Origin of the sequence: Pseudomonas sp. UME65, assembly GCF_014170225.1 — a bacterium.
Lineage (GTDB): Bacteria > Pseudomonadota > Gammaproteobacteria > Pseudomonadales > Pseudomonadaceae > Aquipseudomonas > Aquipseudomonas protegens.
The window spans coordinates 1,076,292-1,091,672 of sequence record NZ_LZZQ01000013.1; the positions used below are offsets into that span (position 1 = coordinate 1,076,292).

General features: G+C 61.8%; 13 protein-coding genes. 10 read left to right on the forward strand and 3 right to left on the reverse strand.

All coding sequences use genetic code 11. From position 1 onward, the window contains the following. Positions 1–68: 68 nt before the first annotated feature. Positions 69–833, reverse strand: a complete 765-nt coding sequence (locus tag A9971_RS19835; protein ID WP_183001120.1) for a TOBE domain-containing protein — start codon at positions 831–833, stop codon at positions 69–71. 65 nt (positions 834–898) lie between these two features. Beyond that, positions 899–1,639 (reverse strand): ComF family protein, encoded by a 741-nt coding sequence (locus A9971_RS19840; protein WP_015637275.1) that lies wholly within the window; start codon positions 1,637–1,639, stop codon positions 899–901. Positions 1,640–1,729: 90 nt separating this feature from the next. On the opposite strand from A9971_RS19840, the gene bioB reads away from it, so the two are divergent. The 10 genes from bioB to A9971_RS19890 all read left to right on the forward strand — a co-directional run bounded on the left by bioB (position 1,730) and on the right by A9971_RS19890 (position 14,162). Next, positions 1,730–2,785: a biotin synthase BioB gene (bioB, locus tag A9971_RS19845; protein ID WP_011063868.1), complete on the forward strand. Its 1,056-nt coding sequence runs from the start codon at positions 1,730–1,732 to the stop codon at positions 2,783–2,785. Positions 2,786–2,908: 123 nt separating this feature from the next. Continuing rightward, on the forward strand, positions 2,909–4,087 hold the full coding sequence (gene bioF / locus A9971_RS19850) for an 8-amino-7-oxononanoate synthase (RefSeq protein WP_183001118.1): 1,179 nt from the start codon (positions 2,909–2,911) through the stop codon (positions 4,085–4,087). Then, on the forward strand, positions 4,080–4,811 hold the full coding sequence (locus A9971_RS19855; protein ID WP_041120124.1) for an alpha/beta fold hydrolase: 732 nt from the start codon (positions 4,080–4,082) through the stop codon (positions 4,809–4,811). The genes bioF and A9971_RS19855 overlap by 8 nt, the downstream gene beginning before the upstream one ends. Further along, a complete protein-coding gene (gene bioC / locus A9971_RS19860) occupies positions 4,804–5,616 on the forward strand; it encodes a malonyl-ACP O-methyltransferase BioC (protein WP_125063490.1) in 813 nt (270 codons plus the stop codon). The genes A9971_RS19855 and bioC overlap by 8 nt, the downstream gene beginning before the upstream one ends. Then, positions 5,613–6,293, forward strand: a complete 681-nt coding sequence (bioD, locus tag A9971_RS19865) for a dethiobiotin synthase (protein ID WP_011063864.1) — start codon at positions 5,613–5,615, stop codon at positions 6,291–6,293. Before bioC ends, bioD begins: the two co-directional genes overlap by 4 nt. Before the next feature lie 107 nt (positions 6,294–6,400). Next, positions 6,401–6,697: a hypothetical protein gene (locus A9971_RS19870; RefSeq protein WP_011063863.1), complete on the forward strand. Its 297-nt coding sequence runs from the start codon at positions 6,401–6,403 to the stop codon at positions 6,695–6,697. Positions 6,698–6,993: 296 nt separating this feature from the next. Then, positions 6,994–8,799: a phenylacyl-CoA dehydrogenase gene (locus A9971_RS19875; protein ID WP_015637270.1), complete on the forward strand. Its 1,806-nt coding sequence runs from the start codon at positions 6,994–6,996 to the stop codon at positions 8,797–8,799. Between the two features lie 220 nt (positions 8,800–9,019). Then, entirely contained in the window at positions 9,020–10,312 is a 1,293-nt protein-coding gene (locus A9971_RS19880; protein WP_011063861.1) for a GGDEF domain-containing protein, read from the forward strand. Between the two features lie 91 nt (positions 10,313–10,403). Next, positions 10,404–12,200 carry an acyl-CoA dehydrogenase C-terminal domain-containing protein gene (locus tag A9971_RS19885; RefSeq protein WP_183001116.1) on the forward strand — a complete coding sequence of 599 codons (1,797 nt, stop codon included), beginning with the start codon at positions 10,404–10,406 and terminating at the stop codon, positions 12,198–12,200. A 183-nt stretch (positions 12,201–12,383) separates the two neighbouring features. Beyond that, positions 12,384–14,162, forward strand: a complete 1,779-nt coding sequence (locus A9971_RS19890; RefSeq protein ID WP_015637268.1) for an acyl-CoA dehydrogenase C-terminal domain-containing protein — start codon at positions 12,384–12,386, stop codon at positions 14,160–14,162. 237 nt (positions 14,163–14,399) lie between these two features. Here A9971_RS19890 and A9971_RS19895 read toward each other — a convergent pair whose 3' ends face one another. Continuing rightward, positions 14,400–15,329, reverse strand: a complete 930-nt coding sequence (locus tag A9971_RS19895; protein WP_183001114.1) for a LysR family transcriptional regulator — start codon at positions 15,327–15,329, stop codon at positions 14,400–14,402. Positions 15,330–15,381: the final 52 nt, after the last annotated feature.

Genomic DNA, 15,381 nt, shown 5'->3' on the forward strand with positions numbered 1-15,381 from the left:
GTTTTTGCAGCCACCTTAATGAGCCCCCATGACGAATATGTTGCAGTGAAATGGCGGTGGAGCCCTGGTCAGAGCGGGGTTCCGATCAGCACGTGGGACGGTGAGAACTGCACCTGGACGGTCGAGGATTCCTTTAACTCCAGGGTCTTGAGCAGCAACGGCTCGGCCAGGGCGCACAACGTCTGACCATTGGGCAGGGCAATTCGCACCTCGCAGGGGCCGTCCTCGGCGTCGAGAATCTGCTCGATCGTGCCCCTCAGGCAATTGTGTCCAGTTGTTACTTGGGCGCCCGCAGCTTGTACGTCCAGCCAGCCAGCCTTGATCAGTGCCACCACTTCGGTCCGCGGCAGCAGTTCCAGGCGCAGGGTGCTGTCGTGGGTGATCTGCGCCTGGAGTTGCAGGCCCTCGGGCAGTTCCAGGACGATCAGGTCGTTGCAGCCCTGGCTTTCGACAGCCCGGACCTTGCCATGCAACTGATTGCGCGCGCTGGTGCGCAGCATCAGGCGGCTGAGCAAGTCGAGGTCGCTGGTGTCTTCCGCCGCTTCCAGTACCTGGGCCTGCAGAGCTTGCAGGCGCTGGTAAAGACGCAGCACCCGCTCGCCCTCGGCGGACAGCTTGGCACCGCCGCCGCCCTTGCCGCCGACGCTGCGCTCCACCAGCGGGCTCTGGGCCAGGTTGTTCAGTTCGTCGATGGCATCCCAGGCTGCCTTGTAGCTCAGGCCGGCGCTTTTTGCCGCGCGGGTGATGGAGCCTTGTTCGGCGATGTGTTGCAGCAAGGCAATGCGTTGCGGGCGGCGGACGATGTGCTGGGTCAACAGAGTGGGCAAGGACATGGCGGGGGGCGCTTTGAACACTGGGGGTGGACTGGGAGTTTGCGGCTTGGGCGACGAGAGTCAAGTCAGTCGCCGGTGCCGGGGCTTGGGGTCCTGGCCAGGCAGTAGATATCCACCCGACGGGCACCGGCGTTGATCAGCAAACGGGCAAGGGCCTGGGCGGTGGCTCCGGTGGTCAGGACATCGTCCACCAGGGCCAGGTGTCGTCCTGCAACCTGGGCCTGATCTGCAAGGGCGAAGGCCTGGCGCAGGTTGCGCTGGCGGGCCCGGGCATCCAGGCCCTGCTGGGCGGGGGTGTCTTGGGTGCGCAGGAGGAGCTTGGGTTGCACCACCAATTGCAACGAAGCGCCCAGCCACTGGGCCAGCATGCCTGCCTGATTGAAGCCGCGCTGGCGCAGCCGCCTGCGGGACAGTGGCACCGGCAGCAGGCAATCAGGCCGTGGCAGGCCTTCATCGAAGCGATAGTGGAGGAACTGGCCGAGAAGTTCGGCCATCAGCCGGCCAAAAGGCCATTTCTCATGGTGCTTGAAACGACTGATCAGGCTGTCCACCGGGAAATCGTAGCGCCAGGGTGCGATCACCCGCTGAAACGCCGGCGGCTCTTGCAGGCACTGGCCACAGGTGAGGCCGGGCCCAGGCAGGGGCAGGGCGCAGACTGAACACTGGGCGCCGAGCCAGGGCAGCTCGTCCAGGCAGGGAGCACACAGGGCCAGGGCCGAATCGCTGGGTTCGTCACACAATAAACATGCCTGATTGTTTTTTAACCAGATGTAAACCGGTCCTTTGTATCTGGGTTGACAGTGCATGACTCTTCCTTAAATATGCCGAACATCCGTGTCGCGGCTGTGGGCTTTCCTGTCCCGCACCGCTTGCCAAGCATAATCAAGGAATCGCCCATGAGCGCCAGCACCACCGCAACCCTGCGTCATGACTGGACTTTGGCTGAAGTCAAAGCCCTGTTCGTCCAGCCGTTCAATGACTTGCTGTTCCAGGCGCAGACGGTGCACCGCGCGCATTTCGACGCCAATCGGGTCCAGGTTTCCACGCTGCTGTCGATCAAGACCGGCGCCTGCCCGGAAGATTGCAAATATTGTCCGCAGTCCGGTCACTACAACACCGGCCTGGAAAAGGAAAAGCTCCTTGAGGTGCAGAAGGTCCTGGAAGAGGCCGCCCGGGCCAAGGCCATCGGTTCTACCCGTTTCTGCATGGGCGCGGCCTGGAAGCACCCTTCGGCCAAGGACATGCCCTATGTGCTGGAGATGGTCAAAGGCGTGAAGGCCATGGGCCTGGAAACCTGCATGACCCTGGGCCGTCTCGATCAGGACCAGACCGAGGCGCTGGCCAAGGCCGGCCTGGACTACTACAACCACAACCTCGATACCTCGCCGGAGTTCTACGGCAACATCATCACCACCCGCACCTACAGCGAGCGCCTGCAGACCCTGGCCTATGTGCGTGACGCGGGCATGAAGATCTGTTCCGGCGGCATTCTCGGCATGGGCGAATCCCTGGATGACCGCGCCGGCCTGCTGATCCAGCTGGCCAACCTGCCGGAGCATCCGGAGTCGGTGCCGATCAACATGCTGGTGAAGGTGGCGGGTACGCCGCTGGAAAATGCCGAAGAGGTAGACCCCTTCGACTTTATCCGCATGCTCGCGGTGGCGCGGATTCTCATGCCGCAATCCCATGTGCGGCTATCGGCCGGCCGTGAGGCGATGAATGAGCAGATGCAGGCCCTGGCGTTCTTCGCCGGCGCCAACTCGATTTTCTATGGCGACAAGTTGCTGACCACCGCCAACCCGCAGGCCGACAAGGACATGCAGTTGTTCGCGCGCCTGGGCATCCAGCCCGAAGCCCGCGAAGAACACGCCGACGAGGTGCACCAGGCCGCCATCGAACAGGCCCTGGTGGAGCAGAAAAGCAGCGAGCAGTTCTACAACGCCGCCGTCTGACCTTCTGCCGTAGGAGCCGGTTTGCCGGCGAATCTCGCGAGCCTCATGGATTTCGCGTCGCCTGCTTCGCCGGCAAGCCAGCTCCTGGCGATGAACTGTCCGTAAGCCAACATCGAGGCCTGCATGTCTTTTGATCTCGCCGCGCGCCTTGCTGCCCGCCGTGCCGAACACCTCTATCGCCAGCGCCCGCTGCTGCAGAGCCCCCAGGGGCCGCAAGTGGTGGTCGACGGTCAGCCATTGCTGGCCTTTTGTAACAACGACTACCTGGGCCTGGCCAACCATCCGCAAGTGATCGAAGCCTGGCGCTCCGGTGCCAGCCGCTGGGGCGTGGGCGGTGGTGCTTCCCATCTGGTGATCGGCCACAGCACGCCCCATCACGCCCTGGAAGAGGCGCTGGCCGAACTCACTGGCCGCCCTCGGGCGCTGTTGTTTACCACCGGCTACATGGCCAACCTGGGGGCGGTGACGGCGCTGGTGGGGCAGGGCGATACGGTGCTGGAGGATCGTCTCAACCACGCGTCGCTGCTTGATGCGGGGCTGCTTTCCGGCGCGCGCTTCAACCGTTATCTGCACAACGATGCGCACAGCCTGGCCAAGCGTCTGGAAAAGGCCACCGGCAATACCCTGGTGGTCACCGATGGGGTGTTCAGCATGGATGGCGATGTCGCCGACCTGCCGGCCCTGGCTCGGGCAACCAAGGCCCGTGGCGCCTGGCTGATGGTGGACGATGCCCATGGTTTCGGGCCGCTGGGGGCCAATGGCGGCGGGCTGGTGGAGCATTTCGGCCTGGGGCTGGATGAGGTGCCGGTACTGGTGGGCACCCTGGGCAAGGCTTTCGGCACCGCCGGGGCCTTTGTCGCCGGCAGCGAGGATCTGATCGAAAGCCTGATCCAGTTTGCCCGGCCTTATATCTACACCACCAGCCAGCCGCCAGCCCTGGCCTGCGCCACCCTGAAAAGCCTGGAGCTGCTGCGCAGCGAGCATTGGCGGCGCGAGCACCTGGCGGCCTTGATCCGTCAATTCCGCCAGGGCGCCGAGCAGATCGGCCTGCAGCTGATGGACAGTTTCACCCCGATCCAGCCGATCCTGGTGGGCGACAGTGCTCGGGCCGTGCGTCTGTCGCAGATGCTGCGTGAACGGGGAATCATGGTCAGCGCCATTCGCCCGCCTACCGTGCCGGCCGGCAGCGCGCGGCTGCGGGTGACCTTGTCCGCGGCCCACAGCGAGGCCCAGGTGCAGCTATTGTTAAGCGCGTTGGCAGACTGTTTCAGTGAACTGCAAGCGGAGCCGAGCCATGCGTGATCGACTGATTCTGTTGCCGGGCTGGGGCTTGGGCGTGTCGCCGCTGGAACCTCTGGCGGCGGCCTTGCAGGGGCTGGATGAACACTTGCGGGTGGAGATCGAGCCCTTGCCGGAGTTGACCTCCAGCGACCCGCAGGACTGGCTGGACGAACTCGATGACGCCGTGCCGGACAATGCCTGGCTGGGTGGCTGGTCCCTCGGCGGCATGCTGGCTTCGGAACTGGCGGCGCGCCGTGGTGAGCGCTGCTGCGGCCTGCTGACCCTGGCCAGCAATCCCAGTTTTGTCGCCCATGAACAATGGGCCAGTGCCATGGCCGGGGAAACCTTCGACGGCTTCCTGGCCGGCTGCGCGGCCGATCCGCGAACCACCCTCAAGCGTTTTGCCTTGCTCTGCGCCCAGGGCGCCGCGGACACGCGAGGCCTGTCGCGGTTGCTCCTGAGCGGCGCGCCGACCACGGCGCCGGCGGTGCTGATGGCCGGGCTGGAGTTGCTGGCGCAGTTGGATACCCGCGAAGCCTTGCAAGGCTTTCGCGGGCCGCAGTTGCACTTGTTTGCCGGGCTCGATGCTCTGGTGCCTGCCGAGGCGGCCGGTGAATTGCTGGCCTTGCTGCCGGATATTGAAGTTGGCCTGATTGAACACGCCAGCCACGGATTTCTCCTGGAGGACCCCCATGGAGTGGCGGGAGCGATCCAGGCTTTCTTGCATGAGTCCGGTGATGACTGACCTTTCTCTGACTGCCTTTCCCGGTCGCCTGCCTGACAAGCGCCAGGTCGCGGCTTCGTTCTCCCGCGCGGCGGCCAGCTACGACAGTGTCGCGGAGCTGCAGCGTGCGGTCGGGCAACAATTGCTCAGCCGTCTGCCCCCGGGCCTTGAGCCACGGTGCTGGCTGGACCTGGGCTGCGGCACCGGGCATTTCAGCCGGGTGCTGGGGCAGCGTTTCCGTGCTGCCCAGGGGCTGGCCCTGGATATTGCCGAGGGCATGCTCAATCACGCCCGGCCTTTGGGTGGCGCGGACCATTTCATCGCCGGGGACGCTGAACGCCTGCCGTTGCAAGGCGACAGTTGCCAATTGATCTTCTCCAGCCTGGCGGTGCAGTGGTGCGACGATTTCTCTGCCGTGCTCAGTGAAGCGATGCGGGTGCTCAAGCCGGGCGGCGTGCTGGCTTTTGCCAGCCTGTGCGTGGGTACTTTGCAGGAACTGCGCGATAGTTGGGCGCAGGTCGATGGCCAGGTTCACGTCAATCGCTTCCGTGAGTTCGAACGTTATCGACAGCTGTGTGAAGCCAGTGGCTTGCAAGTGCGCAGTCTGGAAAAGGCGCCCCATGTCCTGTATTACCCGGATGTGCGCAGCCTGACCCATGAGTTGAAAGCCCTGGGCGCGCACAACCTCAATCCCGGACGCCCGGGCGGCTTGACCGGACGGGCGCGGATCGCCGGGTTGATCGATGCCTACGAGGGTTTCCGACAGGCCAAGGGCCTGCCGGCGACTTATCAAGTGGTCTATGCCGTGCTGGAGAAACCGCTATGAGCCCTGCCTACTTCATTACGGGTACCGATACCGATGTGGGGAAAACCACCATTGCGGCCGGCTTGCTGCATGCGGCGCGTCTGGCCGGCCTGAGTACTGCTGCGGGCAAGCCGGTGGCTTCGGGTTGCGAGCTGACGGCCAAGGGCTTGCGCAACGCCGATGCCCTGGCATTGCAGGCGCAGTCTTCGTTGCCGTTGGCCTATGCAGAAGTGAATCCGGTTGCCTTCGAACCGGCCATCGCCCCTCATCTGGCAGCGCGAGAGGCCGGGGTGGCGCTGACCGTGCAGTCGCTGTTGACGCCCATGCGCCATCTGCTGGCCAAGGGCGCGGACTTCACGCTGATCGAAGGCGCGGGTGGTTGGCGGGTACCCCTGGCAGACCAGGACAATCTGTCGGATCTGGCCATGGCGCTGGGGCTGCCGGTGATCCTGGTGGTGGGCGTGCGTCTGGGTTGCATCAATCATGCGTTGCTGACGGCCGAAGCCATCGCTCAGGACGGCCTGCAACTGGCGGGGTGGGTGGCCAATATCATCGATCCAAAGACCTCTCGTCTGGAGGAAAACCTCGCAACCCTGGCCGAGCGCTTGCCGGCCCCGTGCCTGGGCAGGGTGCCGAAACTCAAGCCGGCCAGCGCCGAGGCGGTGGCCGAGCATTTGCAACTGGATCTGCTGGACTAGATTTTGCCTATTGCAAGGCATATTGCCATTAGTGTTTTTGACGGGTGTTTTCTTGACGGGTCTGCTTCAATGACACCTGTCACTCATTCTCAAGGTCGAGTTCTCCCATGCAAATCTCCGGGAACACCGCTTTCTACGCCGGGCTGAACGCTATCCAGACCGGGCAGAATCGCGTCGATCAAGCCGCCGGCCAGATTGCCAGCACTGCAGTTGAACGCTCTGCCGGCAGCCAGTCGTCGGATGTTCAGGTTGACCGCCTGCGCGCTGTGGATCGCAGCCAGGAATCGGATCTGGCCAGCAGCATGGTGGAGATGTCCATGGGCAAGATCCAGGCAGAACTGGGCGTCAATGTCGCCAAGGCCTCGGATGAAGTCCTCGGCACCCTGATCGATACCTACGCCTGATTACCCTCTGCAAAAGCCCGGCCTCCCAGAGAGACCGGGCTTTTTCATGCCTTTTCTGTTGATAGCGGCTCTCGCTGATTCCTTTCCCTGACTGATTGCCGGTGCGTCGGCTCCTACACTTCATGGCAGTGCCGTGGGTGTTCGCCTGCGTATGCATTTTGTTTCGATGACGAAAGGCATTGGCGCGACGCTTGACAAGATTTGGGCGTAAACGTATGTTTCAAACAACTGTTTGACCGCTATAAAAACTCAACGCGGTTGTTCATTCCCGGTTACATCAGCAGAGGTTTATCGCTATGCCTGACTACAAGGCCCCCTTGCGTGATATTCGCTTCGTTCGTGACGAGCTGCTCGGCTATGAGGCGCATTATCAGAGCCTCCCGGCTTGCCAGGACGCCACTCCGGACATGGTTGACGCCATTCTCGAGGAAGGTGCCAAGTTTTGTGAGCAGGTGCTGGCTCCGCTGAACCGTGTGGGCGACCTGGAAGGTTGCACCTGGAGTGAATCCGGCGTTAAGACCCCTACCGGCTTCAAGGAAGCCTACAAGCAATTCGTCGAAGGCGGCTGGCCAAGCCTGGCTCACGACGTTGAGCACGGTGGTCAGGGCCTGCCTGAATCCCTGGGCCTGGCGGTCAGCGAAATGGTTGGCGAAGCCAACTGGTCGTGGGGCATGTACCCTGGCCTGTCCCATGGCGCGATGAACACCATTTCCGAGCACGGTACTGCCGAGCAGCAAGAGGCCTACCTGACCAAGCTGGTGTCCGGCGAGTGGACCGGCACCATGTGCCTGACCGAGCCGCACTGCGGCACCGACCTGGGCATGCTGCGCACCAAGGCCGAACCTCAGGCCGATGGTTCCTACAAAGTCACTGGCACCAAGATCTTCATCTCTGCCGGTGAACACGATATGGCCGACAACATCGTCCACATCGTTCTGGCCCGCCTGCCGGACGCACCGGCCGGTACCAAGGGTATTTCGCTGTTCATCGTGCCCAAGTTCCTGCCTAACGCTGATGGCAGCGTAGGTCAGCGCAACGCCGTGAGCTGTGGTTCCCTGGAGCACAAGATGGGGATCCACGGTAACGCCACCTGCGTGATGAACTTCGACGCGGCCACCGGTTTCCTCATCGGCCCGGCGAACAAAGGCCTGAACTGCATGTTCACCTTCATGAACACCGCGCGCCTGGGTACCGCTCTACAAGGCCTGGCCCATGCCGAAATCGGCTTCCAGGGCGGCCTGAAGTACGCTCGCGATCGCCTGCAAATGCGCTCCCTGACTGGCCCGAAAGCGCCGGACAAGGCTGCCGACCCGATCATCGTGCACCCTGACGTGCGCCGCATGCTGTTGACCATGAAGGCCTTCGCCGAAGGCAACCGGGCAATGGTCTACTTCACTGCCAAGCAGGTCGATATCGTCAAGTACGGTGTGGATGAAGAAGAGAAGAAGAAAGCCGACGCACTGCTGGCGTTCATGACTCCGATCGCCAAGGCGTTCATGACTGAAGTTGGTTTTGAATCCGCCAACCACGGTGTGCAGATCTATGGCGGCCACGGCTTCATCGCCGAGTGGGGCATGGAGCAGAACGTTCGCGACAGCCGTATCTCGATGCTGTACGAAGGCACCACCGGTATCCAGGCACTCGACCTGCTGGGCCGTAAAGTGCTGATGACTCAGGGCGAGGCTCTGAAAGGCTTTACCAAGATCGTCCACAAGTTCTGCCAGAACAACGAAGGCAACGAAGCCGTCAAGGAATTCGTCGCACCCCTGGCTGCACTGAACAAAGAATGGGGCGAGCTGACCATGAAGGTCGGTATGGCTGCCATGAAAGATCGCGAAGAAGTCGGCGCGGCCTCCGTGGACTACCTGATGTACTCCGGTTATGCCTGCCTGGCCTACTTCTGGGCCGACATGGCACGCCTGGCGGCTGAAAAGCTGGCAGCCGGCACCACCGAAGAGGCGTTCTACACCGCCAAGCTGCAGACTGCGCGTTTCTACTTCCAGCGCATCCTGCCGCGTACCCGAACTCACGTTGCAACCATGCTTTCGGGTGCCAACAACCTGATGGACATGAAGGAAGAAGACTTCGGCCTGGCTTACTAAGCCCGACCGCAGTGGTTCGAAAAGCCGTTCGCCCCTTGGGGCGAGCGGTTTTTTTATGCCCGCAGAATCTTCATGAAAATTCCCGACTAAATCGCTAAGCAGAAGCGATTTCCTGCCGTTAAAGAGATGGCAATGTGATGTCCATCACACCGCGTGTGCTTAACTTCAACAAATGAAGGCACAATGCCATTCATTGATCAGCCGGGTCGGAGTTTTACCCTTGCCGCGTTCTTTCGCTGTACGTTTCAGTCACTTTGTACCGTCTTTACTGCTTCTGCTTGCGGGGCTGGCGGCCGCCTACGTCAAGGACCTCAACGTCTTCTTCACCTCGCTGTTCAACGTGCTGCCAACCTTGGTGCTGTTGCTGGGCGGGGCGTATTGCGCGGTGTATCGGCGCCAGCGCGAGCTGTTCTTGATGGTCACCGTGTACATCGCCTATTTCCTGCTGGACACCCAGACCGACTACTACCGGGACAACGGCAGGGTCCGGGAAGACGCGGCGGTGGTGTTCCATCTCTGCTGCCTGTTGCTGCCCCTGTTGTTCGGCCTGTTCGCTGCCTGGCAGGAGCGCACGCACCTGTTCCAGGACATGGTGGCGCGTTTTGCCGTGCTGCTGGCTTTCGGCAGTGTGGCTCTGGGGCTCGAGCAGAGTTACCCACAGGCTCTGCTGAACTGGTTGGCGGAGATCCGCTGGCCGGCCCTGCATGGCAGTTGGATGAGTTTGATCCAGTTGTCGTATCCAGTGTTCTTCGCAGCCTTCCTGCTGCTGGCGATCCAGTACTGGCGCAGCCCGCGTCCGCTGCACGCGGCGCAACTGGTGGGGCTCCTGGGGCTGTTCTGGATGCTGCCCAAGACCTTCATCCTGCCGTTCACCCTGAACATCATGTGCAGCCAGGTGATGCTGATGATCGCTGCTGCTGTCGCCCACGAGGCCTACCAGATGGCGTTCCGCGACGAACTGACCGGCCTGCCGGGACGCCGGGCGCTTAACGAGCGCATGCAGCGCCTGGGGCGCAACTATGTGCTGGCGATGACCGACGTCGATCACTTCAAGAAATTCAATGACACCCACGGGCACGATGTGGGCGACCAGGTGTTGCGCCTGGTGGCCAGCAAGCTCTCGAAAGTCACCGGGGGCGGCCGGGCCTACCGTTACGGAGGCGAGGAGTTTGCCGTGGTGTTCGCCGGCAAGACCATGGACGAATGCATGCCGCATCTGGAGATGATTCGCGAGATCATCGCCACCTACAACATTCAACTGCGTAATCAGGACAACCGCCCTCAGGACGACCAGCAGGGTCGCCAGCGTCGCGGTGTCGCTGCCGCGTCCAGTGTCTCGGTGACCATCAGTATCGGCGTCGCCGAGCGGCTGGCAGAGCACCGGACTCCGGAGGAAGTGCTCAAGGCTGCAGACCAGGCGCTCTACAGCGCCAAGGGGGCGGGGCGTAACTGTGTCATTGCATTCGGACAGAACCGCCGCGGTGCGGTGCGCATGGATACAGCTGCGGGTTGAGTGATGATGGCGCATTCAGCGCCTGCACAGTCATTGGCAGGCTGAGGGCGGCGGCAGTAGGTTGGTCTGATCTGCTGCCGGAGAAACCACCATGCCCGAGTATCAAGCCCCCTTGCGCGACATGCGCTTTCTGATCGATCACGTCTTCGACTTTCATGCCAGTTACGCGGCGTTGGGGGCCACTGACGCCAGCCCGGACATGGTCAGTGCCATCCTCGAGGAAGGCGCGAAATTCTGCGAAAACGTCCTGGCCCCGTTGAACCGTTCCGGTGACGAGGAAGGTTGCCACTTTGATAACGGCGTGGTCACCACGCCCAAGGGCTTCAAGCAGGCCTTCGCCCAGTACGTTGAAGGCGGCTGGCACGGGTTGGCCGCCGATCCGGCCTATGGCGGCCAGGGACTGCCCCACTCGCTGGGGCTGGTGATCAGCGAGATGGTGGGCTCCAGCAACACCTCCTGGGGCATGTACCCGGGCCTGACCCACGGTGCCATGTCGGCTATTCATGCCCATGGCAGCGCGGAACAGAAGCAGTTGTACCTGGGCAAGCTCACCGCCGGGCAATGGACCGGCACCATGTGCCTGACCGAAGCCCATTGCGGCACTGATCTTGGCATCATCAAGACTCGCGCGGTGCCCCAGGCAGACGGCAGCTATGCGGTGACGGGGAGCAAGATCTTCATCTCCGCCGGCGAGCATGACATGAGCGAGAACATCGTTCACCTGGTGTTGGCCAAGCTGCCGGACGCGCCGGCCGGAACCAAGGGTATTTCGCTGTTCATCGTGCCCAAGTTCCTGCCGGATGCGGCAGGTGAGGCCGGCGAGCGCAATGGCGTGAGCTGCGGCTCCATCGAGCACAAGATGGGGATCAAGGCGTCCGCGACCTGTGTACTGAACTTCGACGGTGCCAGGGGCTTTCTGATTGGTCAGGCCAACAAAGGCCTGAACTGCATGTTCACCATGATGAACCACGCCCGCCTGGGGACCGGAATGCAGGGCCTGTGTCTGGGCGAAACCAGCTTCCAGGGGGCGATCAGATACGCCAACGATCGTTTGCAGATGCGGTCGCTGACCGGCCCCAAGTCTCCGGACAAGGCGGCGGACCCGATCATCGTCCACCCTGATGTGCGGCGCATGCTGCTGACCATGAAGGCGTTCAACGAAGGCAACCGGGCCCTGGCCTACTTCACGGCCCAGTTGCTGGATGTGGCGCATCTGAGCCGCGATGAAGCCCAGCGCCAGGACGCCGAGAACCTCCTGGCGTTCCTCACCCCGATCTGCAAGGCCTTCATGACCGAGACCGGGCTGGAAGTGACCAACCACGGCATGCAGGTGTTCGGCGGTCATGGGTTTATTCGCGAATGGGGCATGGAGCAGTTGGTACGTGATTGCCGCATTGCGCCGATCTATGAAGGTACCAATGGCATCCAGGCCCTGGACCTGCTGGGCCGCAAGGTGCTGGGTAGCCAGGGCAAGCTGCTGCTGGGCTTTACCCGGATTGTGCACAAGTTCTGCAGCGCGCATGCCGAGCATCCGCAGCTCCAGGCTTATGTCGCGCAACTCGATGCCTTGAACCGTCAGTGGGGCGAGTTGACCACCAAGGTCGGCATGGCAGCCATGAACAACCCCGACGAAGTGGGGGCCGCGGCCTTGGATTACCTGATGTACAGCGGCTACATCGTCCTGGCCTATTTCTGGTTGCGCATGGCTCTGGTCGCCCAGCAGCAACTGGACGCCGGGCAGGGCGACCAGGACTTCGCCACCGCCAAGCTGATCACCTGCGAGTTCTATTTCAAGCGCCTGCTGCCCCGTACGGGGGCTCATCGGGCGGCCATCGAGGCCGGCAGTGATTGCCTGATGAAGCTTCCCGCGCAGTTTTTCGCCTTGTAACTGCTAGGGCGGCACGAACAAAGCCCGCTGCTGCGGGTTTTTTCGTGCTGGGGAATATCTGTGACTAAAAATTACATAAAGGTCACTAGTTGACCCTATGTGTCGCAAAAGTTGTTCGGGTACACTCTGGTTTTCTAAATGGGTCCGTTTCGGCCCGCTTTTTTAGTTCTTGCGAGGTTTGCCATGGCTGACTACAAAGCGCCCTTGCGCGATATGCGCTTCGTCCTCAATGAAGTTTTCGAGGTCGCCAAACTCTGGGCCCAGTTGCCGGCTCTGGCTGAGACTGTGGATGTCGAGACGGTCGAGGCGATTCTGGAGGAAGCGGGCAAAGTCACCGCCAGAAGCATTGCTCCGCTGAGTCGCGGTGCCGACGAGGAAGGTTGCCACTGGGACAACACCGAGGTGACCACTCCTGAAGGTTTCCCACAGGCCTATCAGACCTACGCCGAAGGTGGTTGGGTCGGCGTGGGTGGCGATCCCGAGTTCGGCGGCATGGGCATGCCCAAGGCGGTATCGGCCCAGGTCGAGGAAATGGTCAACTCCGCGAGCCTGGCCTTTGGTTTGTACCCGATGCTGACTGCCGGGGCCTGCCTGTCGATCAACGCCCATGCCAGCGAAGAGCTGAAAGCCACCTACCTGCCGAACATGTATGCCGGTGTCTGGGCAGGCTCCATGTGCCTGACCGAGCCCCATGCCGGTACCGATCTGGGGATTATCCGCACCAAGGCCGAGCCTCGGGCCGACGGTTCCTATGCCATCAGCGGAACCAAGATCTTCATTACCGGTGGTGAGCACGACCTGACGGAAAACATCATTCACCTGGTGCTGGCCAAGCTGCCGGATGCGCCGGCTGGTCCCAAGGGTATTTCCCTGTTCCTGGTGCCCAAGTTCATGGTTAATGCCGATGGCAGCCTGGGCGAGCGCAACCCGGTGACCTGTGGTTCGATCGAGCACAAGATGGGCATCCAGGCTTCGGCCACGTGCGTGATGAACTTCGATCAGGCCATCGGTTACCTGGTGGGTGAACCGAACAAGGGCCTGGCGGCCATGTTCACCATGATGAACTACGAGCGTTTGGGGGTAGGTATCCAGGGGCTGGCCACTGGCGAGCGTTCCTACCAGAACGCTATTGAATATGCCCGTGATCGCCTGCAGAGCCGCTCGCCTACCGGCCCGCAAGCCAAGGACAAGGTAGCCGACCCGATCATTGTGCACCCGGATGTGCGGCGCATGCTGCTGACCATGAAGGCTGCAAACGAAGGCGGTCGGGCATTTTCCACCTACGTGGCGATGCAATTGGATACCGCCAAGTTCAGCGAAGATCCGGATACCCGCAAGCGCGCGGAAAGCCTGGTGGCATTGCTGACCCCGGTGGCCAAGGCTTTCCTGACCGACCTGGGTCTGGAAACCACGGTTCATGGCCAGCAGATATTCGGCGGCCACGGCTATATCCGTGAGTGGGGCCAGGAACAACTGGTACGCGATGTACGGATTACCCAGATCTACGAGGGCACCAACGGTATCCAGGCTCTGGATCTGGTGGGACGCAAGATCGTCGGGAGCGGCGGTGCGTTCTATAAGCTGTTTGCCGACGAGATCCGCCATTTCACCGCTACGGCGGATGAGCAATGGGGGGAGTTCACCCGCCCGCTGAACGCGGCGCTGGACAATCTGGATGAGCTGACCGCCTGGGTATTGGACCGGTCCGCCAGCAACCCCAACGAAATCGGGGCAGCGTCGGTGGAATACCTGCAGGTATTTGGCTACACCGCCTACGCCTACATGTGGGCACTGATGGCCAAGGCTGCGTTGGGCAAGGAGCAGGAAGACGACTTCTATGCCAGCAAACTGGGGACGGCGCGGTTCTACTTCGCCCGCCTGCTGCCGCGTATCCACTCGCTTAGCGCCTCGGTCAAGGCCGGTAGCGAATCGCTGTTCCTGTTACAGGCTGAGCAGTTTTAACTAGCAAGGGCGTTTGTAAGTCATCTCTTACATAACGTGCTGCTGATCGTCCATATCGGTAGATGACGGCTGAAGCTAATCTACTTCACATGGACGTCGCGCAGGAAGCGCAAAGCAACAACACGGACACGTAGGATTCCGCCAGGATGGTGGAGTGAAAAGGATGTCAGGGAAACAGTCTGCAAAGCCCCGCTTCGGCGGGGTTTTCTTTTGTCCGGGTTTTTTATTTAGGCAGGCTTATCCCGGCACCTCCACGGCGGAAGGTCCCCCCAGGCGCGGTTCCTGCGCATTCATCGAGTCTTCCAACAAGCTGCGCAGCAGCTCCAGCGTCCCCTGTTGACGCTGCAGATCCCGGCAGACCAACCCCACCTTTAGCGGCACCCTGGGTTCGCTCAGCGGCTTCCACAACAGTTCCTTGTTGCCGTGCTGCTGTTGGGAGCGCCCGGGAAGCACGGTGGCCAGCCGTGTATGGGGCAGGCTGTCGAGAATCCCGGCCATGTTGTTCAGCTCCGCCTGCACCTGCGGGCGCCGCCCCAGATTGGCCAGTTGAGCCTGCCAGATCTGGCGGATCTGGAACTCCTCTCCCAACAACAGCATCGGCAACTCTGCTGCCTGGCTCATGGAGACCTTCTTGAACTCGCGCAGCGGATGCTGCTCCGGGATGACCAGAGTCAGTTCATCTTCGTACAGCGGTACCCCATGCAGACCTGGCTGGCGTGGCGGCAAGTAGCTGATGCCGATATCCAGCGAGCCATTGAGCAGGCGTCTTTCGATCTCCAGGCCGGTCAATTCATAGATCTGCACCACAAGATGGGGCTGGGCCTTGCGTACACGCTCAAGCATCTGCGGCACCAGGCTGGTATGCACGGTTTGCAGTACGCCGATCGCCAAGGTGCGCAGCGCCTGGCCCTTGAAGTTGCGCAAGGCTTCGCGGGCCTGTTGCAAGCCGTCGAGCAGGGGCAGGGCGTGGTTGTACAGCGTATGCGCCGCCAGTGTCGGCAACAGGCGTTTACTGCTGCGCTCGAACAGGCTGACGTCGAGGTTCTGTTCCAGCTGGCGGATCTGCTGGGAAAGCGCCGGTTGCGAGATCGACAGCCGTTCGGCGGCACGTCCCACATGACCTTCTTCATACACCGCGACGAAATAACGCAGTTGCTTAAAATCCATAAGTATTTCTTATTGAAAAAGCTTAAAAAACGAAATGGCCCGAAGCCCCGGA

Excerpts from the sequence above, each read along its gene's own strand:
- bioD (WP_011063864.1), top strand. The coding sequence starts at position 5,613 with ATGAGCCCTGCCTACTTCATTACGGGTACCGATACCGATGTGGGGAAA.
- A9971_RS19855 (WP_041120124.1), top strand. The coding sequence starts at position 4,080 with ATGCGTGATCGACTGATTCTGTTGCCGGGCTGGGGCTTGGGCGTGTCG.
- A9971_RS19895 (WP_183001114.1), bottom strand. The coding sequence starts at position 15,329 with ATGGATTTTAAGCAACTGCGTTATTTCGTCGCGGTGTATGAAGAAGGT.
- bioF (WP_183001118.1), top strand. The coding sequence starts at position 2,909 with ATGTCTTTTGATCTCGCCGCGCGCCTTGCTGCCCGCCGTGCCGAACAC.
- A9971_RS19885 (WP_183001116.1), top strand. The coding sequence starts at position 10,404 with ATGCCCGAGTATCAAGCCCCCTTGCGCGACATGCGCTTTCTGATCGAT.
- A9971_RS19890 (WP_015637268.1), top strand. The coding sequence starts at position 12,384 with ATGGCTGACTACAAAGCGCCCTTGCGCGATATGCGCTTCGTCCTCAAT.
- A9971_RS19835 (WP_183001120.1), bottom strand. The coding sequence starts at position 833 with ATGTCCTTGCCCACTCTGTTGACCCAGCACATCGTCCGCCGCCCGCAA.
- A9971_RS19870 (WP_011063863.1), top strand. The coding sequence starts at position 6,401 with ATGCAAATCTCCGGGAACACCGCTTTCTACGCCGGGCTGAACGCTATC.
- A9971_RS19875 (WP_015637270.1), top strand. The coding sequence starts at position 6,994 with ATGCCTGACTACAAGGCCCCCTTGCGTGATATTCGCTTCGTTCGTGAC.
- A9971_RS19840 (WP_015637275.1), bottom strand. The coding sequence starts at position 1,639 with ATGCACTGTCAACCCAGATACAAAGGACCGGTTTACATCTGGTTAAAA.
- bioB (WP_011063868.1), top strand. The coding sequence starts at position 1,730 with ATGAGCGCCAGCACCACCGCAACCCTGCGTCATGACTGGACTTTGGCT.
- bioC (WP_125063490.1), top strand. The coding sequence starts at position 4,804 with ATGACTGACCTTTCTCTGACTGCCTTTCCCGGTCGCCTGCCTGACAAG.